This is a genomic window from Arcobacter acticola (assembly GCF_013177675.1).
GTDB lineage: Bacteria > Campylobacterota > Campylobacteria > Campylobacterales > Arcobacteraceae > Aliarcobacter > Aliarcobacter acticola.
The window spans coordinates 1,732,340-1,756,660 of the sequence record NZ_CP042652.1 but is presented as its reverse complement, the minus strand read 5'-3'; the positions used below and the strand labels follow the sequence as shown (position 1 = coordinate 1,756,660).

The 24,321-nt window shown below is 25.9% G+C and carries 28 protein-coding genes; 23 read left to right on the top strand and 5 right to left on the bottom strand.

All coding sequences use genetic code 11. From position 1 onward, the window contains the following. Positions 1-15: 15 nt before the first annotated feature. The 3 genes from AACT_RS09025 to AACT_RS09015 are packed head-to-tail and all read right to left on the bottom strand — an operon-like array spanning position 16 to position 2,762. A complete protein-coding gene (locus AACT_RS09025) occupies positions 16-1,797 on the bottom strand; it encodes an ABC transporter ATP-binding protein (RefSeq protein WP_172126485.1) in 1,782 nt (593 codons plus the stop codon). A gap of 4 nt (positions 1,798-1,801) precedes the next feature. Next, a complete protein-coding gene (locus tag AACT_RS09020; RefSeq protein WP_172126484.1) occupies positions 1,802-2,449 on the bottom strand; it encodes a helix-turn-helix domain-containing protein in 648 nt (215 codons plus the stop codon). Between the two features lie 13 nt (positions 2,450-2,462). Beyond that, a complete protein-coding gene (locus AACT_RS09015; protein WP_172126483.1) occupies positions 2,463-2,762 on the bottom strand; it encodes a hypothetical protein in 300 nt (99 codons plus the stop codon). A 164-nt stretch (positions 2,763-2,926) separates the two neighbouring features. On the opposite strand from AACT_RS09015, the gene AACT_RS09010 reads away from it, so the two are divergent. From AACT_RS09010 to AACT_RS08990, 5 genes are all read left to right on the top strand, one after another. Next, on the top strand, positions 2,927-3,154 hold the full coding sequence (locus AACT_RS09010) for a DUF1104 domain-containing protein (protein WP_172126481.1): 228 nt from the start codon (positions 2,927-2,929) through the stop codon (positions 3,152-3,154). After that, on the top strand, positions 3,144-3,809 hold the full coding sequence (locus AACT_RS09005) for a response regulator transcription factor (RefSeq protein WP_172126480.1): 666 nt from the start codon (positions 3,144-3,146) through the stop codon (positions 3,807-3,809). Before AACT_RS09010 ends, AACT_RS09005 begins: the two co-directional genes overlap by 11 nt. After that, positions 3,769-4,956 carry a sensor histidine kinase gene (locus AACT_RS09000; RefSeq protein ID WP_172126479.1) on the top strand — a complete coding sequence of 396 codons (1,188 nt, stop codon included), beginning with the start codon at positions 3,769-3,771 and terminating at the stop codon, positions 4,954-4,956. The genes AACT_RS09005 and AACT_RS09000 overlap by 41 nt, the downstream gene beginning before the upstream one ends. Continuing rightward, a complete protein-coding gene (locus AACT_RS08995; RefSeq protein WP_172126478.1) occupies positions 4,950-5,294 on the top strand; it encodes a hypothetical protein in 345 nt (114 codons plus the stop codon). The genes AACT_RS09000 and AACT_RS08995 overlap by 7 nt, the downstream gene beginning before the upstream one ends. 64 nt (positions 5,295-5,358) lie before the next feature. After that, positions 5,359-5,823 (top strand): glycine zipper 2TM domain-containing protein, encoded by a 465-nt coding sequence (locus AACT_RS08990; protein ID WP_172126477.1) that lies wholly within the window; start codon positions 5,359-5,361, stop codon positions 5,821-5,823. A 31-nt stretch (positions 5,824-5,854) separates the two neighbouring features. Here the strand turns inward: AACT_RS08990 and AACT_RS08985 are convergent, their stop codons facing one another. Continuing rightward, positions 5,855-6,682 (bottom strand): flagellin N-terminal helical domain-containing protein, encoded by an 828-nt coding sequence (locus AACT_RS08985; RefSeq protein ID WP_172126476.1) that lies wholly within the window; start codon positions 6,680-6,682, stop codon positions 5,855-5,857. A gap of 100 nt (positions 6,683-6,782) precedes the next feature. Between AACT_RS08985 and AACT_RS08980 the strand changes: the two genes are divergently transcribed. The 12 genes from AACT_RS08980 (at position 6,783) to hemH (ending at position 16,234) form a co-directional block, all read left to right on the top strand. After that, positions 6,783-7,109 (top strand): DUF309 domain-containing protein, encoded by a 327-nt coding sequence (locus AACT_RS08980; protein WP_172126475.1) that lies wholly within the window; start codon positions 6,783-6,785, stop codon positions 7,107-7,109. Then, positions 7,106-7,621 carry a 3'-5' exonuclease gene (locus AACT_RS08975; protein ID WP_172126474.1) on the top strand — a complete coding sequence of 172 codons (516 nt, stop codon included), beginning with the start codon at positions 7,106-7,108 and terminating at the stop codon, positions 7,619-7,621. Before AACT_RS08980 ends, AACT_RS08975 begins: the two co-directional genes overlap by 4 nt. A 105-nt stretch (positions 7,622-7,726) precedes the next feature. Next, entirely contained in the window at positions 7,727-8,452 is a 726-nt protein-coding gene (locus AACT_RS08970) for a GIY-YIG nuclease family protein (RefSeq protein WP_172126473.1), read from the top strand. Positions 8,453-8,542: 90 nt separating this feature from the next. After that, positions 8,543-9,502, top strand: coding sequence for a YbgA family protein (locus AACT_RS08965; protein ID WP_172126472.1), 960 nt, complete (start codon positions 8,543-8,545; stop codon positions 9,500-9,502). Then, on the top strand, positions 9,502-10,854 hold the full coding sequence (locus AACT_RS08960) for a cryptochrome/photolyase family protein (RefSeq protein ID WP_172126471.1): 1,353 nt from the start codon (positions 9,502-9,504) through the stop codon (positions 10,852-10,854). The genes AACT_RS08965 and AACT_RS08960 overlap by 1 nt, the downstream gene beginning before the upstream one ends. Continuing rightward, positions 10,841-12,259 carry an NAD(P)-binding protein gene (locus AACT_RS08955; RefSeq protein WP_172126470.1) on the top strand — a complete coding sequence of 473 codons (1,419 nt, stop codon included), beginning with the start codon at positions 10,841-10,843 and terminating at the stop codon, positions 12,257-12,259. The genes AACT_RS08960 and AACT_RS08955 overlap by 14 nt, the downstream gene beginning before the upstream one ends. Positions 12,260-12,295: 36 nt before the next feature. Beyond that, a complete protein-coding gene (locus tag AACT_RS08950; RefSeq protein ID WP_172126469.1) occupies positions 12,296-12,523 on the top strand; it encodes a DUF6364 family protein in 228 nt (75 codons plus the stop codon). Beyond that, entirely contained in the window at positions 12,524-12,916 is a 393-nt protein-coding gene (locus AACT_RS08945; protein WP_172126468.1) for a type II toxin-antitoxin system VapC family toxin, read from the top strand. It begins immediately after the preceding gene. Positions 12,917-12,942: 26 nt separating this feature from the next. After that, on the top strand, positions 12,943-13,929 hold the full coding sequence (locus AACT_RS08940; RefSeq protein WP_172126467.1) for a sensor histidine kinase: 987 nt from the start codon (positions 12,943-12,945) through the stop codon (positions 13,927-13,929). 132 nt (positions 13,930-14,061) lie between these two features. Then, positions 14,062-14,760 carry a LytR/AlgR family response regulator transcription factor gene (locus AACT_RS08935; protein ID WP_228720575.1) on the top strand — a complete coding sequence of 233 codons (699 nt, stop codon included), beginning with the start codon at positions 14,062-14,064 and terminating at the stop codon, positions 14,758-14,760. An 89-nt stretch (positions 14,761-14,849) separates the two neighbouring features. Continuing rightward, complete coding sequence (locus tag AACT_RS08930) at positions 14,850-15,296, top strand: SRPBCC family protein (RefSeq protein ID WP_172126465.1); 447 nt, start codon at positions 14,850-14,852, stop codon at positions 15,294-15,296. 8 nt (positions 15,297-15,304) lie between these two features. Then, on the top strand, positions 15,305-16,234 hold the full coding sequence (gene hemH, locus AACT_RS08925; protein WP_172126464.1) for a ferrochelatase: 930 nt from the start codon (positions 15,305-15,307) through the stop codon (positions 16,232-16,234). Between the two features lie 31 nt (positions 16,235-16,265). Here hemH and AACT_RS08920 read toward each other — a convergent pair whose 3' ends face one another. Continuing rightward, positions 16,266-17,549 (bottom strand): DEAD/DEAH box helicase, encoded by a 1,284-nt coding sequence (locus AACT_RS08920; protein WP_172126463.1) that lies wholly within the window; start codon positions 17,547-17,549, stop codon positions 16,266-16,268. Positions 17,550-17,727: 178 nt separating this feature from the next. Between AACT_RS08920 and aroB the strand changes: the two genes are divergently transcribed. The 6 genes from aroB to mog are packed head-to-tail and all read left to right on the top strand — an operon-like array spanning position 17,728 to position 24,319. Further along, positions 17,728-18,762 (top strand): 3-dehydroquinate synthase, encoded by a 1,035-nt coding sequence (aroB, locus tag AACT_RS08915; RefSeq protein ID WP_172126462.1) that lies wholly within the window; start codon positions 17,728-17,730, stop codon positions 18,760-18,762. 1 nt (position 18,763) lies between these two features. Beyond that, positions 18,764-20,527, top strand: coding sequence for a mechanosensitive ion channel family protein (locus tag AACT_RS08910; RefSeq protein WP_172126461.1), 1,764 nt, complete (start codon positions 18,764-18,766; stop codon positions 20,525-20,527). 17 nt (positions 20,528-20,544) lie between these two features. Further along, positions 20,545-21,813: a tRNA (N(6)-L-threonylcarbamoyladenosine(37)-C(2))-methylthiotransferase MtaB gene (gene mtaB / locus AACT_RS08905; protein WP_172126460.1), complete on the top strand. Its 1,269-nt coding sequence runs from the start codon at positions 20,545-20,547 to the stop codon at positions 21,811-21,813. Then, on the top strand, positions 21,794-23,278 hold the full coding sequence (locus tag AACT_RS08900) for an AAA family ATPase (protein WP_172126459.1): 1,485 nt from the start codon (positions 21,794-21,796) through the stop codon (positions 23,276-23,278). The genes mtaB and AACT_RS08900 overlap by 20 nt, the downstream gene beginning before the upstream one ends. Further along, positions 23,268-23,783 carry a pimelyl-ACP methyl ester esterase BioV gene (bioV, locus tag AACT_RS08895; protein ID WP_430385336.1) on the top strand — a complete coding sequence of 172 codons (516 nt, stop codon included), beginning with the start codon at positions 23,268-23,270 and terminating at the stop codon, positions 23,781-23,783. Before AACT_RS08900 ends, bioV begins: the two co-directional genes overlap by 11 nt. Beyond that, complete coding sequence (mog, locus tag AACT_RS08890; protein WP_172126457.1) at positions 23,780-24,319, top strand: molybdopterin adenylyltransferase; 540 nt, start codon at positions 23,780-23,782, stop codon at positions 24,317-24,319. Before bioV ends, mog begins: the two co-directional genes overlap by 4 nt. Positions 24,320-24,321: the final 2 nt, after the last annotated feature.

Below are 24,321 nucleotides of genomic sequence, written 5' to 3'. Positions count from 1 at the left end.
TTTTTTGTATTATAGTCAAATTAACTGGTTTTTAACAAACTCTAAATAGTGACCTTCTTTTTCTTCTAACTCTTTATGATTGCCACTTTGTACCAATTTCCCATCTTCTAATACATAAATCATATGAGCATTTTTAACTGTGCTTAATCTATGTGCAATTGTTATTACAGTCTTTTCTTTTAAGAACTCTTCTAAATCATTAAATAGTTTTACTTCTGTATGAACATCTAAAGCAGATGTTGATTCATCAAAAATAACAACAGCAGGATTTGCTATAATCATTCTAGCAATTGATAGTCTTTGTCTTTGTCCACCGCTTAATCTAACCCCATGTTTTCCAACTATTGTTTCTAACTTATCACTCATTTTTTCAACGGTATCATAAAGTTGAGCAATTTTTAAAGCCTTATAAATTTGTTCATCACTTATATTTTCATTTCCCATAGTTATATTAAATTTCAAAGTGTTATTAAATAAAATTGGCATTTGTAATACTAGAAATATATTTTCCCTCAAACTTTGTCTACTAAGATTGTCTATACTTATATTGTTGTATAAAATGTCTCCTGAGTTTTTTGAATAAAATCCAGAGATAAGATGAGCTATTGTTGTTTTACCACTACCACTTGCTCCAATGATTGCTACTTTGTCACCTGATTTTATATCAAAGGAAACATCTTTTAATGTATCTTTATCTTCTTTATATGAAAAGTTTAGATTTTGGATAGAAATATCAATTTTTTCTGAGCTTTTATTTAGTTCTTCAGTTCCATTTTTTTCGCACTTTAAATCTAATATTTTATTTATTCTATTAATTGCAGCACTTGCACTTGCATAGGCATATTGAATAGTTAAAATATCTTGAACAGGTGTCATAATAAACCAAATATATCCAAACATAGCAAACATTAAACCAATTGATAAATCACTGTAAGCTACTAAAATTAATCCAACTGCTCTAAAAATTTCAAAAGCAATTAAAAAGATTGTAAATGAAAATCTTTCATAAGCTACACTTTTATAGTTGAACTCATTTGATGTTTTTTGAATATTTTGCGCTTTTTTTATAGAATCATCAAAGAAATATTTCTCCTTATTACTAGCTTTTATTTGACCAAATAAGTCTAATGTTTCATTTATATTGTTTTGAAAAACTTCTATTGCTTTATTTTCTTCTTGTTTTAAAACACCTGTTTTTTTTGCAATTTTTTTAGAAAGTATCATAATAATAGGTTGAATAAATAATATCATAAGACCTAAAACAGGATTAATAGTAATAATAACAATGGCAACTGCAATTAATGTAAGAATAGAGGCTATGAATTTACTTGCAATTGAAACTATAAAGTTATCTAAGGTATTTACATCTGTTATTAAATTTGCAGAAATAGAGCCTGAACCTAAGCTTTCATACTCATTCATATTTACATGTTCAAGATGATTTAAAAGTCTTTCTCTTATTTTAAAAGTTACATATTTTGATACTTTAGTAAATATCTTTGTAATAGCTACTCCAAAAATAAAGTATACTAATCTTAAAAATAAAACAATAATCGTAACAATAACAATATAGTAAATTGCATTTCCACTTCCAAAAAACTTATCAATATTGTTTACAAAAAAATCAGGTTTATTAAGTAATACTTCATCAACTAAAAGAGGTAGAAGTAGAGGAATAGGAACACTTACCATTATTGCAATGATAGTTAGAATTTGACCTATTATAAGCGCTTTTCTATTATGTAATAGAAGTTTAAATATATAGTTTAAAGATATTTTTTCATTGTTTTCATTCATTTTATTATAAATCTACTCTATATCCTATGTCTGAAACATTTTTTATTAAATCTTTATATGTTTTTTTTCTTATTTCTTTAACCAAAGATCTAAGTGCATCAGGACTCATTTTATTTTTCCAAATTTCTTTATTTATCTCATCATAATTTATATCTTTAGTATAATTTCTTAATAAAAAATATAAAAACGAATTTTCTTTATTTGTTAAAGGAACAATTTGTTCATTTTTAAAAAGTGTTTTATTATAAGAATCATAAATAAAGTCATTACCTAACTTTATAATATTAGATTTTTTAGAATCTATATTTTCTATACAATGTATCAATGTATCTATTATTTCATTTGCACAATTTAGTGATTTAATAAATTTTATATACTCAATTTCTAAACTTTCTAATAAATGTGTATGATTTAATTCATCTAAAAAAGCAACTATTTGGATTTGATTATTCAAAGATCTAATTTTTCTTAGTATCTCAAAATTATATTTTGTAACAACTAAATGTATTTCTTTTGTGTTTATTAACTCAATCAATTCATCATCATTGTCATATTTAAAAAGGTTACTTGTATAAGAAGATAAATAATTATAGAATTTTTCATTATTTTCTTGTAAATCGTAACAAATATTTAAATACTTTAATTTTTTCATCATTTACCTTATACTATTTATCAGTAGAACTTAGCATTTTTTCACAAACTTCTAATTTCATACCTTCATGATAAGTACAATTTAATCCACATTTGAAAAATGCGATATTTTCTAAGTTTTGATTTCTGATTTCTAAAATAGAAACATTTTTACATTCTTCTAATGAGTTAAAAGTTATAGGACTTTTGATATTTTTCTTTGTATCTTGCTTATCAGGGTAAATAAATGCAGTCCATTTTTCTTCTTTTTTTTCTCCAAAACAGCCATTAAATAGGAATGTTACACATCCTAGAAGTATTAAATTTTTAAACATATAACTCTCTTTTTTTTCTTGATTTTAGTGAAAATTTATTTATAAAAGCTTAAAATTTATTTTTAAATAGTTAATAAAAGTTATTTATTGCAAAATAACAAAGTATATACAACGATTATTATACATTTAATATGTTACAATTAAATAAAAATAAAGTGCGTGAAATGAAAAAAATTGCCTTAATATTCCTTTTTATAGTGAGCTCTCTTTTTGCAAAAGAAGATTATTCTGAAATGAGCACTCAAGAACTAATAGCAATTATTGGTTATGTGAAAGATGCAAATAAAGATTCTTTTATAAAAGAATTAAATTCAAGAATTTCTACAATGACAGAAGATGAAAGAAATTTATATAAAGAAACTATAGAAAAGCTTGATCAAAATGAAAAATAAAATATTATTATTAGAAGATGATTTAAATTTAAGTGAAACTGTTGCTGAATACTTTGATGAACAGGGATTTGAGGTAGTTTGTGTTTATGATGGAGATGATGCTATTTCTTCTATTTATGAAAATCATTTTGACTTATTGCTTCTTGATGTTAATGTACCTAATAAAAATGGTTTTGATGTTTTAAAAGAAATTAGAGCTCAAAACAATAATGTTCCAGCAATTTTCACAACTTCTTTAAATTCAATGAATTCTCTTGAAGAGGGATATATAAGTGGTTGTGATGATTATATTAGAAAGCCATTTGAGTTAAGAGAGCTTTTATTTCGCGTACAAACTATTTTAAAAAGAGAATTTTCTCAAAAAAGTGATGTAATAAATATTACAGAAAATATAACATTTAATTCTATATCAAATGAGTTAAAAAACAATAATGAAGAAATAAAACTAAATTTAAAAGAATTAAAGCTTTTAAAATTCTTTTTACAACATCCAAATGAACTTTTATCTCATGATAGAATTTATGATCATGTTTGGGATTATGACGAAGAGTATAGTGATAACTCTTTACGAACATATATAAAAAATCTAAGAAAAATATTAGGGAAAGATAAAATTGTTAGTCTTAAAAAACTCGGGTATAGATTTAACCAGTAGTGAAACTAGAACACTTTTAGGATTTAGTCTTTTATACTCATTCCTAGTTTTAGTGATATTAAGTGTTGTTACATTTTTGTATTACCAATTTCAAAAAGATTTAATGCTTCAAGAAAAAAGACAAATTTTACAAAATTATTCAAACGATTTTGTTATTAGATTAAAAGATTTACACGTAAATATTGACAAACATAATATTTATCCAAGAAATGAAAAATACGAGTCAGCTATTTTTGATAGTGATAAAAAAGAGATATTCTCAACTTTAAAGTCATCAAATATTAGTTTGGATGATGTTATTTATTCAAGCGGGAATCAAATACATTTTATAAAAGAACCTGAATCATACTACTTAGGAAGTAAATATATAATCATTGAAATACCAGATGACCATCTTTGGTTTGAAGAGATTAAGTATAAAATGATTATTTCTTTTCTTGCAGCTTTTTTATTTATGATTCTTATTGGATACTTTATTTCAAAACTTTTCTTAAGACCTATGAGAGATGCATTACATCTTCTTGATAGATTTATTAAAGATACAACCCATGAATTAAATACTCCAATAACAGCAATAATTACTAATATCGAAATGATTGATAAAAGCTTATTGGATGAAAAGTTAGCAAAAAAAATAAATAGAATAGAAATAGGGGCAAAAACTATTTCAAATATTTATGAAGATTTGACTTTTGTTACATTAAATAATCAAATAATTTCAAATAATGAAGATCTTAATTTATCAAATATTTTAAAACAAAGGGTAGATTTCTTTAAAAGTTTAGCAATTATGAAAAAAATCACTTTTAAACTAAATATTAAAGATGATGTATTTTTATTTTGTGATAATAAAAAAATTTCAAAACTTATTGATAATCTTTTATCTAATGCAATTAAATACAATAAAATTTCAGGAACTATAAAAATAGTTCTAAGTGAAAATAGTTTTATTATAGAAGATAGTGGAAAAGGTATAAGTGCTGAAAATCTTGCTACATTATTTGAAAGATATACAAGATTTGATAAAAGTGTTGGTGGATTTGGAATAGGATTAAATATTGTTTCTTTGATTGCAAAAGAGTACAATTTGAAAATAAGTGTTGAATCTGAAATAAATATTGGAACAAAAGTGAGTATTACATGGTAAAAATATTTTTAGTTTTTATTTTCTTTACAACTTTTTTATTAGCAGAAAATACCAAAGATGTTATTTATGATTTGAATTGTGTTGGATGTCATAAAAAAATGCCTGTAACTATTGATAAATATTTTTATAGATATTTATTAAAATATAGTAGCGAAACAAAAGTAAAAGCAGCTATGTTTGCTTATTTGAAAAATCCAACAAAAGAAGAAACTATAATGGCAGAGTCTTTTATTACAAGGTTTGGAGTAAAGAAAAAAACTAATTTAACAGATGCTAAATTAAATGAAGCATTAGATAGTTATTGGGAGAAATATAAGATTTTTGGAAGACTAAAATAGTACACAATACCTTCACAATAATGACCTATACTTTCCTTAATTAATAGATTATTAGGAGTCAAAAATGAAGAAAATATTATCAATACTTTTTATATCAAGTTCGCTAGTTTTTGCTGGAAATAATAATGATATAGGATTAGATACAATAGTTGGTGCAACAATAGGTGTAGCAATAGGTAATCAAATCGGTAGAGGAAATGGAAAGGATGTAGCTAGGGTTGCAGGTGGTTTAATTGGTGCAACGGTTGCAAATAGTACTAGAGATTCAAGAAATTATAATAACTATGACAATGATAATTATAATAGATACAACTCATATAATAGCGGTAATTATGAAAGAACTACAACATATATAAGAGATGATTACTATTACTATGATGATAGATATTATTATGAAAGAAGAGTTCCTTCATCTCAAGTAGTTGTTGTTTATAGAGATTTTGATAGACCGCCACCACATAGAATGATACCAAGGCATCATGGTCCAGATCGTAGATGGGATAGACATCCTGGTCCTCCTAGACGTTAGACTTTTAGTCTAACGTTTATTTTCTTTCATTTTATGAAAGAAGTCTAGTTACCATTTGTTGATTTATATTATTTCCTTGAGCTAAACTAAAAGCTCCAATTTGTCCCATAATATTTTGTTTTGAGAAATTTGCAGATTCTTTTGCATAGTCTGTATCAGTTGCAGAAGCAGCACTTAAAGTACTAGTTTCTTGCGACATTAAATTCCTATTTGAACTTTCTAGCTGATTTTGTACAGAACCAAATTCACTTCTTATATCATTTAAACTATTTATTGCATCATCTACACTTTGCAAAAATCCTTTTGCTGCACTTGAAGTAAATGAAGTAGCATCTTGAGATGAGAGAGCTGTTAATCCCAAACCTTCTGTATTTGCTTGAACAGAAGTTGTTTCTATTAAATCTTCACTGTTTAAGCCAGCTTGATATTGTTGTGCTTGAGATGCTGAATTATCACTTGCACTATTTTGAAGTAGCGATTGTCCATTGTAGTTTGTACTACTAGCAATTTGATCAAATTGATTAAGTTGAGATTGAATATCTTTTAAAATCATTTCTCTTCCATCTTGACTTGTTGTATCAGTTGATGCTTGAAGAAGTTTTTCTTTAATATTATCCAATATACTTGATTGTTCAGTTATTGCACTTGATGCTATTTGTGTTGATGCAATTGCTGAATTTGTGTTTTCTATAGCTTTTGAGTAACCATTCCCTTGAGCTAAAAGATTATTTGCAATTGCTAAGGCAGAAGAGTTATCACTTGATTGATTTAATTCAATACCTGTTGCTATTCTATTTAGGGTTTGATTATTATTTAGATAAAGATTCTGGTTTATCGTTGAGTTTGAACTTATTTCCATAATATACTCCTTTTAATATTCTATACTTTATATTAGTACTAATTAGATTAAATCATTATTAAGTTTTAGATATAATATTTTAAATAAAAATAGGCTTTAAATGGATATAAATTTACAATTAGAAGAAATTATTCTGCTATTAGATCAAAATAAATTTGTAGAATCACATGATATTTTCGAAGAACTTTGGCGTAAGTACAAAAACAATGAATCAACAAGAAAAGAATCATTTATTTTAAAAGCCTTTGTTAATGGAAGTGTTAGCATAGAGTTATATAAAATGCAAAGATTTGAACACTGCTCAAATGTTTGGAATACCTATAAAAAATATGAATATTTAATAGATGAAATAGATAGTTTAAATAAAAAAAACTATCAAAAAATAAAAGAAATAATTTATGAAAAAAGAGAAAAAACCATAAAATGATAATAATAGATTTTGAAACAAATAGTAGCAATATTGGTGATGTAATAGAAGTAGCAGCTGTTAGAATTGATAAGGAGTATAAAATCTTAGATAAATTTCATAGATATTATTTATCAAGATATCCAGTGAATTATTTCTCTTATGCGGTTCATAGACTTACTCCTGAGTTAATTTTAGATTATAGAAAAGACAAATCTTATTGTTCTTATTTTACAGAAGATGATGATTTTTTAGAGTTTTGTTCAAATTGTGATACTTTAGTAGCTCATAATATCTCTTTTGAGTTAAGACATATAGACAGAAAAGTTACTTTTAAAAATCATATTTGCACAATGAGTGAAAATAAAAACATAGTAAAAGTTTATGGAAAAAGTGGAAGATTAAAAAATCCAAAATTAGACGAAACATGTCTATACTATGGAATAGAATTTGATGGAGATAAATATCATAGTGCAACTTATGATGTGACAAAAACCTATGAAATTTTAAAAAGAATGAATTTAACTCTATAAACTTAATATTATATAAATTATATTAAGTAGTAAATCTTTTTATACTTTTTTGATTTATTTATAAAAATTTGTGATAATTATTAAATAACTTAACAAGGAAATTTAGTGATTAACCACCTATACCACAAGCAAAAAATAAATATTAAAAATACCATTTTTTATTTTGATTATGAAGAAAATAGTATTCAATTTTATAAAAATGAATTTGATGAATTATTAATGATATATACAAATAACTCAGAGTATAGAATTTATGATAAAGATAGAAAGATAAAGTATATTATTGATTATAGTAATTCTAAAACTTTTTCTGAAAAAAATTATTATAATGATGAACTGACTTATGAAAATATTTATTATAAAGAAAGTAAAAAATTAAAATATTTAAATAAATACAATTCATTTGGGAATATATGTACAACCTATAAATATAGAGATAAGTTAAAGGAAATTATTAAATATAAAGATTGCAAAATATTTGAGTTATATAATAGGAACAATAAATTTATTGAATATAAATTAAAAAATATTGAATTATTGAATGAAGGATATGTTTACATACTTTCAAATAATCTTTTTAATGGATTTAAAATTGGTATGACAAAAAATAAGCCTGAAAAAAGAATTAAAAATTTAAATACTTCTGTACCTGTAGATTATGAGCTAGAATATTATATGTATTTCAATGATAGGAAAAAAGCAGAACGAGAAATACAATCTAAATTGGATAATATAAAAAGAGAATTTTATTCAAATAACTTGGAAGAAATAAAAAAAGTATTTGCTCAAGTTAAGTGGGAATTTGAATCAAAGTTTTATGCTGATATTTGATAATGAACATATTGAAATTTATTAATCGCTAAATTAACACTATTAAAACTATCTTTTTTATTATAAAATAAAATAAAAAAAGGATAAAAAATGAAACTAGGTGTATCATCTTGCTTAATTGGAACAAAATGTAGATATGATGGGGTTGGCGCAAGTGATAAATTTATAGTTGACATTTTACAAAAATATTTTGAAACTGTTCCCTATTGTCCTGAAACTATTATCTGGGGAAGCCCAAGGGAAGCTATTAGACAAGTTCAAAATGAAGATGGAGAATTACGAATTCTAACTTCTACAAAAAAAGATCCAAGAGATGTAACAAAAGAGTTAGAAGATATCTCAGTTGAATGTGCAAATAAAGTAAAAGATGATGATTTATGTGGATTTATTTTAAAATCAGCATCTCCAACTTGTGGAATGGAAAGGGTAAAAGTATATAAACCTTTAAATGCTCCAAGTGTTAAAAATGGAGTTGGATTATTTGCTAAACAATTAAAGGAGAAATATCCTTATTTACCTATGGAAGAAGAAGGAAGGTTAATCGATCCTTGGCTTAGGGAAAACTTCTTAATGCAAATTTTTGCATATCAACATTTTCATGAATTTTTAAAATCAAATCCTACTTTTAATGATCTTGTGATATTTCATACTTCATATAAATATCTAATCTACGCAAAAGCTCAAAAATCATATGCAAGTCTTGGAAAAATAGTTGCTAATCATGATAAAAAACAACTTGGCGAAGTTTTAGAAGAGTATAAAGAAGAGTTTTTAAAAGCTATTTCTTTAAAAGGAAGTGTAAGCAAAACATATAATGTATTACTTCATATTTTTGGATACTTTAAAAAGTTAATTACAAAAGAAGAAAAGGACATTATTTTAGCTAGTTTAGAAGAGTATAAAGAAAAAATCATTCCATTAATTGCAGTTATGAAACTAATCAACTTATATGTAAACAGATTTGATGTACAGTATTTAAAAGTACAAAAATTTTTAAATCCATATCCAAGTGAGTTAGCTCTAAGAAGTGATGTTAAGGCTTATAAGTAATGAAACAAATTTTATGGTTTAGACGAGATTTAAGAATCACAGATAGTGCAATTTTACATTTTGCAAAAGATGAAGTATTGCCTATTTTTATTTTTGACAAAAACATCTTGAATAAACTATCACGTGATGATAAAAGAGTTACTTTTATTTATCAAAGTGTTTTAAATCTAAAAAAAGAGTTAAAAAGTATTGGACTTGATTTAGCAATATTTCATTCAAGTCCAAAAGAAGTTTTTGAAAGTCTAAAAAATGAAGGCTTTGAAAATATTTTATGCTCTATAGATTTTGATGATTATGCTAAAAAAAGAGATGAGCAAATAGCTCAGATTATTCCTATTCAAACTTTTACAGATTCATTTATTACACATCCAAATGATTGTCTGAAAGCTGATGGAACACCTTATAAAGTTTTTACACCTTATTATAAAAATCTATCATTTATTTGGGATTCGCATAAACTAATAGAACTTGATAGAAATGAAAATCTAAAATTGATTTCTTTTGATTATGAAAAAGTACCAACTTTAGAAGAACTTGGCTTCAAAGCTCAAAAACTAGTAGATTTTTTACAAAAATCTGCAGATGAGTTAATTAAAGAATTTGCCCTAAAAATAGATAACTACAAAGTAGATAGAGATTTTTTTGATAAAAATGCAACTTCAACTTTAGCAGTTCATTTAAGATTTGGATTAATCTCGCCAAGAGAAGCTTTTAATAAAATAAAAAAGTTACGAAGTGGAACTGAAAATAAAGAATTTTTTATCAGAGAACTTTTTTGGAGAGAGTTTTATAATTATATTTTATATCATTTTCCAAGAAGTGAATTTGAAAACCTAAATGGTATAAATGTAAATTGGAATGAAGATGAAACAGTTTTTCAAAAATGGTGCGAAGGAAAAACAGGTGTTCCAATAATAGATGCAGCTATGAGACACTTTAATCAAACTGGAACTATGCATAATCGTCTTCGAATGATTGTCTCATCATATTTGACTAAAAATCTATTGGTAAATTGGAAAAAAGGTGAAAGATATTTTGCTTCTAAACTTCTTGATTATGAAGCTAGCTCAAATATAGGTTCTTGGCAGTGGGCAGCTAGCACTGGAGCTGATTCTGTACCATATTTTAGGATTTTTAATCCATATTTACAATCTGCGAAATTTGATAAAGAAGCGGTGTTTATAAAATCAGTATTAAAAGAGTTAAAAGATGTTGAGCCAAAAAAAATACATAGTGAAAATGGTGTTCAATCTAATATTTTCCTTGATTATCCTTCTCAAATTGTTAGTATAGAATTTTCTAGAAAAAGAGCAATAGATGAGTTTAAAAGAGCTAATAATGAAAAAAATTGATATAGCTATTATTGGAAGTGGAATAGGTGGCTCTTTAACAGCAGCACTTAATAAAAATAAAGATATTGTAGTTTTTGAGAAAGATCATAATCTTGGGGGTTGCGCATCTACTTTTAAAAGATTTGGAGCTTATTTTAATTCAGGAGCTACAACTTTTGTGGGATACGAAAATGGTCATATAATCAAAAATATTTTTGATAAAGTTGGTTTAAAACCTGATATTTTACAAAGTGAAATTGCCATTAGAAATATTCAAGGAAATAAAAAAGTAGATAGAGTTCAAAATTTTGAAGAGTTTTTAACTCAGTTAAACAATGTTTATTATCATAAAAACAATAGAGTTTTTTGGACGAAGATAAAACAAATAGATGAAAAATTCTGGAAATTAAAACATATCTATTTTGCAAAATATTCTCTAAAAGCCTTTTTTAAATCTTCAATTTTTATTCTTGAGCTTTTAAAAGAGTTTAAAACAGATTTACTTATAAGTGCTGATAAATTTATAAATGATACTTTGCCAAATATAAGTGCTGAATACAAAGCTTTTATTGATTCACAACTTTTAATAACTCTTCAAACTACATCTCAAAATGCAACACTTTTATCTATGAGTTTAGGTTTAGCATATCCTTTTCATAAGGTTTTTTATGTAAATGGTGGAATGGGAAAACTAATTGAAGATTTATTAAAAGATGTAAAAGTTAATAAAAATGAACAAGTAATATCAATACAAAAAAATGATAAGCAATATATTTTAAAAACCACAAAAGATGAATATTTATGTAATAAAGTAGTTTTAAATTCAACTATTTTTGACAGCTCAAAACTTTTTGAAGATGAAAAAATAAAATCATATTTTCAAGGATTTAAATTTGGTGATCAAAGTGCTTTTGTTGTTTATCTGAAATTAAATATCAAAAAAGAGTTAATACATCACTATCAAATAGTTTTAAATAAACAAATTCCAAATTGTATTTCAAACTCATTTTTTGTTTCATTAAGTGATATTAATGATGAAAAAATGTCAAAAGATGGATTAAGTCTTACAATCTCAACTCACTCAAAAGCAATATTTTGGGAAGGCTTAACAAAAAAAGAGTATGAAGAGAAAAAAGAAGAAACAAAAGAGTTTATTATTAAAGAGTTTTTAAAATATTTTGATACTGTAAAAGAAGAAAATATCACAAGAAGTTTCGCAGCAACTTCTAAAACTTTTTACTCTTTTATAAATAGAACAAATTGTGGTGGAAAACCAATAAACATAAAATCAGCTTTTAGCCTACCTTCTTGTAATACTCCTTTTAAAGGATTATACAATGTAGGAGATACAGTTTTTGCAGGACAAGGCTGGCCTGGTGTTGCTATTGGAGTTAATGTTTTAAACAAAGAATTAAATAAAATATAATACACTTATAAGTACACTTATATTATGGAGTTCAAAATGGCACAAATAACAATTTATATAGATAATAATTTAGAAGAAAAAATAAAAGAAGTAGCTAAAAATACAGGGCAATCAATAAGTAAATATATCTCAAATGCAATTGAGCAAAAACTAAATAATAGTTGGAATGAAGATATAAAAAATTTAAGTGGTTCATGGAATGATTTTCCAACACTTGAAGAGATAAGAAATAATACAATAGACATAAAAAGAGAAGAGTTTTAAATGTATTTATTAGATACAAATACAATAATTTATTTTTTCAAAGGTTTAGGTGATATTTCAAAAAACTTATTTAATATTTCCCCAAAAGAGATTTTTATTCCCTCAATTGTAGTTTATGAACTTGAAGTTGGGATTGCAAAATCAAATGATAGTCAAAAAAGTGAAGAACAACTAAAAAGACTTTTATCTCAACTTACAATAATTGATTTCACTCAAAAAGAGGCTATTCAAAGTGCAAAAATAAGAGCAGATTTAGAAAAAAAAGGAACACCAATAGGCTCTATAGATGTTTTAATTGCAGGTTGTGCAAAAGCTAATAATCTTATTTTAGTCACTAGAAATACAAAAGAGTTTCAAAGGGTTGAAAATTTGCAATTAGTTGATTGGTATTAAAATGATTTATTGTGAAAAGGAATTAAATGCAAAGCGTTGAATTAAAAATCACATTAAAAGATTGGATTTACATAACCATTATTGGTGCATTTTTTGGATTTTTTATTTCTTTGTGTTTTTATTTTTTAAGTTATGATTTACAAAATATTTCTACAATTATTTTTAGTACATCAAGTGCTATTTTTATCTCGTTATTTTCATTTTTTTTAATTACAATTTCGAATAAATTTATTCTTCCAAAGGTAAAACAGAAATTTTGGTATTTGATTAGTTTTATCTTTTCTTTTTTATCAGGTTTTTTAGGTTTTTCTTTTTCCTTTCTTCTTTTTTCCTTTGGTGATTTTAAAATTATTTATATTCTTTCATCTTTTTGGATTTATATTTCTATTACTATTGGATTTCTAACTTTTTTAGTTGGATTGATTTTACATCAATTTATTTCTATGAAATATAAAAATGAATCTATAAAAAGTCAAATGTTAGAGACAAAATTAAAAGCTTTGGAAAATGAACTTAATCCTCATTTCTTATTTAATGCTTTGAATTCTGTATCAGAACTAGTTTATCAAGACCCAAAGAAAGCGGAACATGCAATCATACATATTTCTAAATTCTTAAGAAATGCAATAAGTAAAGATAGTTTAATAAAACTTGAAACTGAGATTTCAATGGTGCAAACATATGTTAATATTGAAAATATAAGATTTGATGAAAAAATAGTTTTAAATATTGAAAATTATGATGAGTATAAAAATATTAAAATACCTAAGTTCTCAATTCAGCTACTTGTTGAAAATGCTATAAAGCATGGGTATTTATCAGAAATTTTAAATATAGATATTAAGTTTTTAAAAGATAAAATAATAGTAGAAAACGATGGAAAAATAACAAAAGAAATAAACTTTGGTACAGGTTTAACAAATTTAAAAAGTAGATTAAAATTACAGAAAATCGGTACTTTATCTGCTAATGTTTTAGAAGATAAAATGCAATTTGTAATTGAATTAAAATAGATAAAAGGCAACTCGTTGCCTTCTTTAGGATTTTGCTACTTTTAGATGAATTTTATTCATCGTTAAAAAGTAGACATTAAATTAGATGGTCCCTTTAAAATGGGACATTTTAAAGGATTAGTTTTGAAAGTAATGATTGTTGATGATGAGAAGTTAGCTTTAAGCAGATTAAAAAGATTATTAAATGAAAATGGAGTTGAAGATATAACCGCTTTTGATAATCCAATAGAAGCATTAAAAGAGATAACAAAAACAAGATTTGATGTTGTTTTTTTAGATATTTCAATGCCAAATATAACAGGTTTAGAACTTGCTGATTCTATTATTCAAATAGAGCCAAAAACTTTTATTGTATTTCAAACAGCTTATGAAGAATTTGCTTTAGAGGCTTTTAAAAATGGTGGAATGGGATATTTAGTAAAACCTATTGAGTCAATTGATATAAAAAATATTTTAGATAAAATCAAATCTTTTAAAGTATCTTCAAATGATTCTAAAAAGATTTTAGGGAAAAGAGGGGATAAATTATATCTTATTGATATAGATGATATTTATTATATTAAAGCTGATTTAGACGAAGTAATTATAAAAATAAAAGAAGCAGATGCTTACGTAAGAAGAAAAATAGGGGATTTAGAAACATTATTATCAGATAGAAATTTCTTTAGAATCCACAGATCTTATATTGTAAATGTAGATAAAATAAAATCAATGAGAAGTGTAGAGCAATCAAAACTTCAAATCTCTTTTGATGGAATTACAGAAGTAATAACAAGTTCTAAAGATGGAGCAAAAGAGTTCCGTGAGTATATTGAACGAAGAAGTTTATAATAAATTATAAACAGACAAAAAACACCTACTAAATACACATCCTTTCTTGTAAACTCTCCTTGTATAAAATATTGGTACAAGGAGAAAAAATGCAAACATTTATTAAAAGTTCATATATTAATTGTGATACGAAATCTCTTTTTGATTTTCACTTAGATACAAATAATCTAACATATATTACGCCTCCTGATACTAAAGTGGAATTATTAACAAAAGATTTTAAACCTGTTAAATCACAAATATTGAAAATAAAAAGTACTAAATATTTTATACCAATGAATTGGGAAGTTAAAATAGAGAAAATTGATAGTCCAAACTTATTAGTTGATTTTGCATTAAAATCACCTTTTGCTTTTTGGGAACATAAACATATATTTATAAAACATGGAAATATGAGTGAATTAAAAGATGTAATAACTTTTAAAATGCCTTTGGGGATACTAGGAAAACTACTTGAAGGTTTTGTTTTAAAAGATTTACAAAAGATGTTTGATTTCAGACATAAAATTACAAAAGAAATTTTAGAAAGAAAGTAGGAGAAGTTTTGAAAAGAGCAGTAGTTTTAATGAACATGGGTGGACCAAACAATATAGGTGAAGTAAAAGTTTTTTTAAGAAATATGTTCAATGATAAATATATAATCGGAGCTCCACAGCCAATAAGAGCAATGATAGGACAAATAATAATCACAAAAAGATTAAAAGAATCACAAGAAAACTATCATAAATTAGGTGGAATGTCACCTATTGTTGGACATACAAAAAGACTTGTAAGAAGATTAAATAAAGAACTTGATGCAGACGTATTTTATGAAATGAGATACACGCCTCCATTTGCAAGTGATGTTATGCCAAAACTTGTAAATTATGATGAAATTTATGCAATTCCTATGTATCCACATTATTCAAGTACAACAACAAAATCATCAATTGAAGATTTTGTAAAAATTGCTAAAAAATATAATTTAGATAAAAAAATAAAAACAATAGATTCTTACTATGATAATAAACTTTACAATAAAGCAATAGTTGAGCGAATAAAAGAGGCTTTAAAAGGTGAAGATTCACAAGAATTTGAACTAATATTCTCAGCTCATGGATTAACACAAAGAATTATAGATAAGGGTGATTTGTATCAAAAACATATTTTAGCAAATGTTGAATTTGCAAAGAAAGAGTTAGAAGAGCAAAATATATCTTTTAAAAAAATACACGTAGCTTATCAATCAAGATTAGGCCCAATGGAATGGTTAAGACCTTATATGGAAGATAAATTAAAAGAGATTAAATCAAAAGTAATTATATATCCAATATCTTTTACTGTTGATAATTCAGAGACAGAATATGAGCTTGATATGGAGTATTTAGAAGTTGCAGAAGAATTGGGAATAAAAGATTATAGAGTTGCAAAAACTCCAAATCATCATAGGTTTTTTATGGATGCTATAAAAGAAATTTATGAGGGAATGAAATAATAAAATAGTTAAAGAGAAGCCTTAGCTTCTCTTACTTTTTAGCAAAACTTCTATTTGCATCTCTTTTTGTAGTTTTTTTCTTTTTAACATCTTTAGCTATAGTATTTTTAGCAAAACCTGATTTTTTAGCAGCTTTTTTAGCTTCTGCCATTTTTACACTTAATTGTTTTGGTCTAGCTTTGAAAAGTCTTGGTTTTTTTTCAGTTGCTTCAAAACCTTCAATTTCACGTCTTGGAATATTGATAATTAAATCTTTTTCAATTTCTATCATCATTTTATAATCTTTAACGCTTAAAAGAGTAAGGGCAATACCTGGATTTCCAGCTCGTCCTGTTCTTCCAATTCTATGTGTATAATCAGCTGTTGTTTCCGGTAAAGCATAGTTTACAACAATAGGCAGAAGTTGAATATCAATTCCACGAGCTGCAATATCAGTTGCTACTAAAACTCTAATATCACCTGATTTGAATTTTCTCATAACTTTTGCACGTGCTGTTTGTCTAACATCACCATGAATACAACCAGCTGTTAATCCATCTAATTCTAAATGTTCAACTAATGTATCAGCTTCTATTTTCATATTTACAAATACTAAAACTTGTGAATAATTGTTTGAACCAATGATATATGATAGTGCTGCTGCTTTATTAGCTTCATCTACCAAAACAATTTGTTGATCGATGATTTTTACAGCTGATCTTTGTTGAGCAACTTCGATTACAACTGGATCTTTTAAAAATTCTTTTGCAAGTTTTTTTACATTTTGATTCATAGTTGCAGAGAACATCATGATTTGTCGTTTCGGACCTACATTTGGAAGAATTTTTTCAATATCTTCTAAAAATCCCATATCAAGCATTGTATCAACTTCGTCAATTACTACAGTCGTAACACTTGATAGATCAACTGTTCCATTTTTTAAGTGTTCCATTAGTCTTCCTGATGTTGCCACTAAAATATCGATACCTTTTGCTATTTTTTTCTCTTGATCTTTTGTTGAAACTCCACCAACCATTGCAAGAGATGATATATCCATATATTTTGAAAAATCTTCAACTGCTTTTGATATTTGACTTGCTAATTCTCTTGTAGGAACTAAAATTAAAGTTCTAAGAATAGTTTTTGTTTGTTTTGTTTCTAATAATTCTGCTAATATAGGTAATAAAAATGCAGCAGTTTTACCTGTACCACTTTGAGCAGCTGCTAATATATCTCTTCTTTTTAAAGCAATTGGAATAGCTTTTTTTTGTATTTCCGTAGCTTCTTCATAGTCTAAATCTTTTAGTGCACTTATGATTTTTTCATCTAAGTTCATTGATGTAAAAGTTTTAATAATACTTCCTTCTAATCTTAATTTTTATCTATTGTATCTAAATTTTGATTAGAATATAATATTATTGTTTTTAGCCCTTATTACGAGGGCTTTCAATCTATTTTTAGTTTTTTTTAGATAATATAGAAAACTAATTAAATAAATATTTGGATAAATAAAAATGACTGTTAAAATTACTTTACCCCACGATAATTCTTATGAAATTTTTATAGATGAATTAAATGAAATTTACTTTGATAGAAAAGTTGTAATTGTTACAAATCCAACTGTTAGTGGATTTCATTTAGATTATTTAAAATCAAAATTAAATGCCAAAGAGCTTAGTGTTTGTATAATCCCTGATGGAGAAGAATATAAACATATGCAAACAATCGAAGATATTTTAGCTCACTGTTTTACACAAAGACTTGATAGAAAATCATTACTTGTGGCTTTCGGTGGTGGTGTTATTGGTGATATGACTGGTTTTGCAGCTTCAATTTATCAAAGAGGAATTGATTTTGTTCAAATTCCAACAACGCTACTTTCCCAAGTTGATGCAAGTGTTGGTGGAAAAACAGGTATAAATAATAAGTTTGGTAAAAACCTAATTGGTGCTTTTCATCAGCCAATAGCTGTTTATATTGACCCTTCTATGCTTAAAACTCTTCCAAAAAGAGAGTTTGGTGCAGGTGTTGCAGAAATTGTAAAAATGGCAGTTACTTTTAATAAAGATTTTTTTGAATGGTTAGAGCAAAATGATTTAAATGATGAAAAAAATATTAGAATAGCAATTGCAAAATCTGTTCAAACAAAAGCAGATGTTGTTTCTCAAGATGAAAAAGAGTTAGGAATACGAGCAGCTCTAAACTATGGCCATACTTTTGGACATGTAATTGAAAATGAAACAAACTATAATACATATTTACATGGTGAAGCTGTTGGAATTGGTATGTGCATGGCAAACGCACTAGCAGTGAAAATTGGACTTATGAGTAAAGATGAAGAACTAAGAGTAAAAAATTTATTAGAAAAATATGATATCCCAACAACTTATAAAATCAAAGATGTTGAAGATTTTTATGAGCATTTTTTCTTAGATAAAAAGTCACTGGATAATAAAATAAAATTTATTCTTCCAATAGGATTAGGAGATTGTAAAATCACTAATGAAATTACAAAAAATGATGTTATACAAATATTAAAAGGTTTTTAAATTGATTAAGAAAATATTAATTTTAGTATTATTTACTTGCTTTGTTTTTGCAGAAGAAGAAGCACCTCTTAGTACAACATCTTCAGTTGTTGTTGATAAAAAAGACAAAGCTGAAGTCAAACAAATCGAACAAAAGATTATAAAAGAAAAATATGATGAAGCTCAAAAAGAGCTTGAATTAAAAAGAAAGCAAGAATTACAAGACCTTAAAACAAAAGAATTAGATATGCAAAATATTTCACAAATCAATGTTTTGCTTGAAAAAATATCAAAAATAGATTTTGAATTAAAAGATAATATTTTATTAAAAAGATATTCAAATTATGTTTCATACAGTAAAATTTCTACTGAATTAGCTTCATTAAAAGATTCTTTAAAAAGAAAGAATAATACTATTGAAGAACAAGTTTATCAATTACATAATAAAATTAGAGTAAAAGAAAACGAGCTTGAATTAATAAATGAATATAAAGGTTCACCAATCGGAGGCCTTATAAATCCTCCTGAAATTGGTATATATGAAAATATAACAAATCCTTTTGGAATTATTAACGCTTTATCACATATTAAAAAATTAGAAAACAATAAGAAGCAATTTAATACTTTGGAAAAAGAGATTGATGTTCTTACTCTTAGGCTAGATGAAGAATTAGTTCTATATTTAGAATTATTTAATCTTGATCAAAAAGCAGAATATAAAGAAAAAATCACTTTCTTAGATAAGCAGAAAAAAGATTTTTCAATGGTTCTTGAGATTGTAACAACAACAGAAGAAGTATATACAAGAAAAATTGAACAAGTTATTTTAGAGATAAAAAATCAAATATCTCAACAAATTCAAAAAATGTTGGTTATTTTTATAATAATAGTAATTTTATCTGTTATTGCATTTTTAGTAAAACTTGCATTAAAAAAATATTTTTCTCAAAATGAAAATTATTATATGACAAACAAAATAATCAATTTTACTTTGTTCTTTTTGATTATTATGGTTTTACTTTTCTCATATATTGACAATGTTTCATATTTAGTTACTATTCTTGGATTTGCATCTGCTGGTATTGCTATTGCTCTAAAAGATTGGTTTATGTCAATTTTTGGATGGATGGTTATAGTAACTTCTGGATCTATTCAAGTGGGAGATAGAATAAAAGTAAATAGAAATGGTGTTGAAGCTGTTGGAGATGTTCTTGATATTTCATTATTTAAAATTACAATTAGAGAAGATATTACACTTACTTCATATACAACAAATAGAAGAACAGGAAGAATTTTCTTTATTCCAAATAACTATATCTTCTCTGAAATGATAGCAAACTATACACACTCAGGTCTTAGAACTGTTTGGGATGGAATTGATATTGCTATTACATTTGATTCAAATCACAAAAAAGCTCAAAGATTAGCTAGAGATATTTTAAAGCATTATTCAAAAGGTTATACAGATATAACAAGAAAACAGTTATCTAAAATGAGAAATAAATATCAATTAAGAGCAACAGGAGTTGAGCCTAGAGTTTTTACTTTTGTTGAACCTCACGGTATTGTTATCTCATCTTGGTATTTAACAAACTCATACGCAGCGCTTGTTTTAAGAAGTACAATAAGTCCAGAGATTTTAGATGCATTTATGAAAGAAGATGATATTCATATTGCATACCCAACTCAACAAATTAATATTAATAGAACAGATAATCCTTATGGTGTAGCTTCAAAAAGAAGAGAGCAACCAAAAGATTTAGAAGATGAAATAATTAGAAGATAAATTAGGAATAAATATTTATGAATTTTGCAAAAGAAAAACCAAAAGTATATTTTAAAACTTTTGGTTGTAGAACAAACGTATTTGATACTCAAGTTATGATGAGTAATTTAAAAGATTTTGAAGTAACACAAGATGAATCTAAAGCTGATGTTGTTATTATTAACTCATGTACAGTTACAAATAGCGCTGATAGTACAGCTCGTGGTTATATAAGTGGACTTAAAAAACTTCCAAAAGACCCAAGGGTTGTATTTACTGGATGTGGAGTTTGGACTAAAGGTGAAAATCTTTTTAAAGAAAATAAAGTAGATTCACTTTTTGGACACTCTGAAAAAGAAAAGATTAATGAGCTTTTATTACAAGAAGAGAGATTTTTCCATGCAGGTGATTTAACACATATTGATGAAACTATTGTTGAAGAATTTGTAGGTAAGAGTAGGGCATTTATCAAAATCCAAGAGGGTTGTGATTTTAGATGTTCATATTGTATTATTCCTTATGTAAGAGGAGATGCAAGATCTTATAGTGAAGATAAGATTCTAGAGCAAGTTACAACACTTGCTGCTAATGGTTTTGGAGAGTTTATTTTAACTGGAACAAATGTTGGATCTTATGGTAAAAAACAACACACTTCAATGGCAAAACTTCTTAAAAAAATGTCTTTAATAAAAGGTGTTAGAAGAATTAGAATGGGAAGTATTGAACCTATTCAAATTGATGATGAATTTAAAGAAATTATAAATGAGCCATTTATGGCAAAACATCTTCATATTGCTCTTCAACATACTTCAAAAGAGATGTTAAAAATTATGAATAGAAGAAATAAAGTATTATCAGATTTAGAACTTTTTGAGTTCCTAAAAGAAAATGGTTATGCATTAGGAACTGATTTTATTGTTGGACATCCAGGTGAAACAGATGCATTATGGAAAGAAGCTATGGAAAATCTACATAAATTTCCTTTAACTCATATTCATGCCTTTACTTATTCAAAAAGAGATGGAACACCAAGTGCAACTATGAAGCCTGAAGTAAAAGGCGATATTGCAAAAATAAGATACAATGAATTAACAAAAATAATTGAGCAAAAGAACTATGATTTTAGAAAAGCAAATACTAAAACATTAGAAATTTTAATAGAGCAAGAAAAAAATGGAAAATATATAGGGTTTGATCAATTTTTTAATCAAATAGAAATTGATTCACCTGTAGATTTAATTGGGGATTGGGTTTTTATAGATGACTATGAAGTAAAGGCTGATAAAAATGTCGCAAGATTCAAATAATAAAGATTTAGAAAAAAATTTAGAAAAAAACTTTAAATTGATGGCTATGTCAGCAGTTGTATTGCTGATATTATTTGTTTATACTATTTATAAAAGTAGTTCACATATTCAAGGTAGTTCTTATTATATAGGAATTATCTTCTTATTTATTCTACTTTTTTTAGCTTTATTATTAAAAGTAAAACAAGACAAAGTAAGAGCATTTTTTAATAAGGGTAAAAAAGAAGAGAAATCAGCTTTTGATACTGAACTTACAAAAAGTCAAGCAAAAGTAGTGCAAGATGATTTAAACTCAAATATACAAGCTGTTAGTTCTAATATTACCTTTAAAGATATAGCTGGGATAAAAGAGATAAAAGAAGAGCTTGAAGAGATTGTTGATTTTTTAAATAATCCTAAAAAATATCTTGAATTTGGTATAAAACTTCCAAAAGGTGTTCTATTAGTAGGACCTCCGGGTGTTGGAAAAACTTTGATAGCACGTGCCGTTGCAGGTGAAGCAGATGTTCCATTTTTTTATCAAAGTGGTGCTAGTTTTGTACATATTTATGTTGGAATGGGTGCAAAAAAAGTTCGTGAACTTTTTGCAAAAGCAAAACAAAATGCTCCTGCTATTATATTTATTGATGAAATTGATGCCGTTGGAAAAGCAAGAAGTGGAAAATCAAATGATGAGAGAGAATCAACATTAAATGAACTTCTAACTCAAATGGATGGATTTGATGGAGATAATGGAGTTATTGTAATAGCTGCAACTAATAAAATCGAAGTTTTAGATGATGCTCTTTTAAGAGCAGGAAGATTTGATAGACGTGTTCATGTTGGTCTTCCAAATATTGATGATAGAAAGAAAATCTTAGAGTTATATTTAAATAATAGAAATCATGAAATAAATATTGAAAGATTAGTTAATGAAACAGCAGGATTTAGCTCAGCAGCACTTGCAACTTTAATTAACGAAGCTTTATTAAATATGATTAAAAATGACAAAAAAATACTTGATAATGATGATATTTTAATTGCAAAAAACAAACTAGAGTTTGGAAAAAAACAAATAAAAATATTAGATGAAAAACAAAAAGAAATTTTATCTATTTACCAAGCTAGCAAAGCGTTTATTTCAAAAACAAAAGTAGCTTTATTTGATGAAAGTGTTCAAAAACTAAATTCAGCATATCCTTCATATCATGAATTATGTGAAAATATTAAAAGAGATTTAGCGGGATTCATTGGTGTTGAAGTTATAAAAAAAGAAAAATACGCAATAAATCATGAAGATTTAGAATCAGCTTTTAAAACAGCAACTGATGTAGTTAATAAATACAAAATGGTAAATTCCGTTGAAGATCTTCTTACAAATATAAAAAATGAATTAAGATCTGAACTATCACAAAATGCTGAAGAAATAAATAGATTAAAAAATGTAATGCTTAAAAACGAGGTAATTACTCTTGATGATATCTAAAAAATACTTTTCAGGTTTCTGTTTTTTTGAAGAATCTGAATTATTTAAAGATTATATAATTCAAAATGATTTTACAGTTTCAGGTTTTTCTTATGGGGCTGTAAAGGCTTTTGAAGATGTCTTAAATTCAAATAAAAGAGTTGATAAACTTCAACTTTTTTCTCCCGCTTACTTTCAAACTAAAGATGAAAAATTTAAAAGAACCCAAGTTATGTATTTCAAAAAAGATGCAAATGCCTATTGTCAAACTTTTTTATCAAATGTTCTTTCTCCTCTAGATTTAGATATTTCAAAGTATTTCAAATTAGGAAGTATTGAAGAACTACAAGAACTTCTTTATTATGAATGGAGTGAAGAAAAGCTTCAAAAGCTTATTGAAAAAGGTGTGAAGATTGAAGTTTATTTAGGTGGAAATGATAAAATAATTGATGCTTCAAAAGCACAAGAATTTTTTAAAGAATTTGCAACGGTATATTATATAAAAGAAAAAGGACATTTATTATGAGTGAAAAAATAGCAAAAATTGGAATTATTACAGCTTCAGATAGAGCAAGTAAGGGAATCTACGAAGATTTATCAGGAAAAGCAATTATTGATACTTTAAATGATTATTTAACATCTTCTTGGGAACCTATTTATAGATGTATTGAAGATGATCAAAAAACTCTTGAAGATACAATGAAAGATTTAGTTGACAATGAAAAATGTTGTTTAGTTGTAACAACAGGTGGAACAGGACCAGCAACAAGGGATGTAACACCTGAAGCCACAGAAGCTGTATGTGATAGAATGATGCCAGGTTTTGGAGAGTTAATGCGTGCTGAGTCTTTAAAGTTTGTACCAACTGCTATTCTTTCAAGACAAACAGCAGGTCTTAGAGGAAGTTCATTAATAGTAAATCTTCCTGGAAAACCAAAATCAATAAGAGAGTGCTTAGATGCAGTTTTCCCTGCAATCCCTTATTGTATAGATTTAATGGAAGGACCATTTCTAGAGTGCAATGAAGAGGTTATAAAACCATTTAGACCTAAACAAAAATAAAT

Excerpts from the sequence above, each read along its gene's own strand:
- AACT_RS09020 (WP_172126484.1), bottom strand. The coding sequence starts at position 2,449 with ATGAAAAAATTAAAGTATTTAAATATTTGTTACGATTTACAAGAAAAT.
- AACT_RS08940 (WP_172126467.1), top strand. The coding sequence starts at position 12,943 with ATGCAAAGCGTTGAATTAAAAATCACATTAAAAGATTGGATTTACATA.
- AACT_RS08960 (WP_172126471.1), top strand. The coding sequence starts at position 9,502 with ATGAAACAAATTTTATGGTTTAGACGAGATTTAAGAATCACAGATAGT.
- bioV (WP_430385336.1), top strand. The coding sequence starts at position 23,268 with ATGATATCTAAAAAATACTTTTCAGGTTTCTGTTTTTTTGAAGAATCT.
- AACT_RS08975 (WP_172126474.1), top strand. The coding sequence starts at position 7,106 with ATGATAATAATAGATTTTGAAACAAATAGTAGCAATATTGGTGATGTA.
- AACT_RS08900 (WP_172126459.1), top strand. The coding sequence starts at position 21,794 with ATGTCGCAAGATTCAAATAATAAAGATTTAGAAAAAAATTTAGAAAAA.
- AACT_RS09005 (WP_172126480.1), top strand. The coding sequence starts at position 3,144 with ATGAAAAATAAAATATTATTATTAGAAGATGATTTAAATTTAAGTGAA.
- AACT_RS08935 (WP_228720575.1), top strand. The coding sequence starts at position 14,062 with ATGATTGTTGATGATGAGAAGTTAGCTTTAAGCAGATTAAAAAGATTA.
- AACT_RS08955 (WP_172126470.1), top strand. The coding sequence starts at position 10,841 with ATGAAAAAAATTGATATAGCTATTATTGGAAGTGGAATAGGTGGCTCT.
- AACT_RS08930 (WP_172126465.1), top strand. The coding sequence starts at position 14,850 with ATGCAAACATTTATTAAAAGTTCATATATTAATTGTGATACGAAATCT.
- AACT_RS08950 (WP_172126469.1), top strand. The coding sequence starts at position 12,296 with ATGGCACAAATAACAATTTATATAGATAATAATTTAGAAGAAAAAATA.
- mtaB (WP_172126460.1), top strand. The coding sequence starts at position 20,545 with ATGAATTTTGCAAAAGAAAAACCAAAAGTATATTTTAAAACTTTTGGT.
- AACT_RS08980 (WP_172126475.1), top strand. The coding sequence starts at position 6,783 with ATGGATATAAATTTACAATTAGAAGAAATTATTCTGCTATTAGATCAA.
- AACT_RS08945 (WP_172126468.1), top strand. The coding sequence starts at position 12,524 with ATGTATTTATTAGATACAAATACAATAATTTATTTTTTCAAAGGTTTA.
- mog (WP_172126457.1), top strand. The coding sequence starts at position 23,780 with ATGAGTGAAAAAATAGCAAAAATTGGAATTATTACAGCTTCAGATAGA.
- AACT_RS08990 (WP_172126477.1), top strand. The coding sequence starts at position 5,359 with ATGAAGAAAATATTATCAATACTTTTTATATCAAGTTCGCTAGTTTTT.
- AACT_RS08995 (WP_172126478.1), top strand. The coding sequence starts at position 4,950 with ATGGTAAAAATATTTTTAGTTTTTATTTTCTTTACAACTTTTTTATTA.
- AACT_RS09015 (WP_172126483.1), bottom strand. The coding sequence starts at position 2,762 with ATGTTTAAAAATTTAATACTTCTAGGATGTGTAACATTCCTATTTAAT.
- AACT_RS09025 (WP_172126485.1), bottom strand. The coding sequence starts at position 1,797 with ATGAATGAAAACAATGAAAAAATATCTTTAAACTATATATTTAAACTT.
- aroB (WP_172126462.1), top strand. The coding sequence starts at position 17,728 with ATGACTGTTAAAATTACTTTACCCCACGATAATTCTTATGAAATTTTT.
- AACT_RS09010 (WP_172126481.1), top strand. The coding sequence starts at position 2,927 with ATGAAAAAAATTGCCTTAATATTCCTTTTTATAGTGAGCTCTCTTTTT.
- AACT_RS08985 (WP_172126476.1), bottom strand. The coding sequence starts at position 6,682 with ATGGAAATAAGTTCAAACTCAACGATAAACCAGAATCTTTATCTAAAT.
- AACT_RS08920 (WP_172126463.1), bottom strand. The coding sequence starts at position 17,549 with ATGAACTTAGATGAAAAAATCATAAGTGCACTAAAAGATTTAGACTAT.
- AACT_RS08965 (WP_172126472.1), top strand. The coding sequence starts at position 8,543 with ATGAAACTAGGTGTATCATCTTGCTTAATTGGAACAAAATGTAGATAT.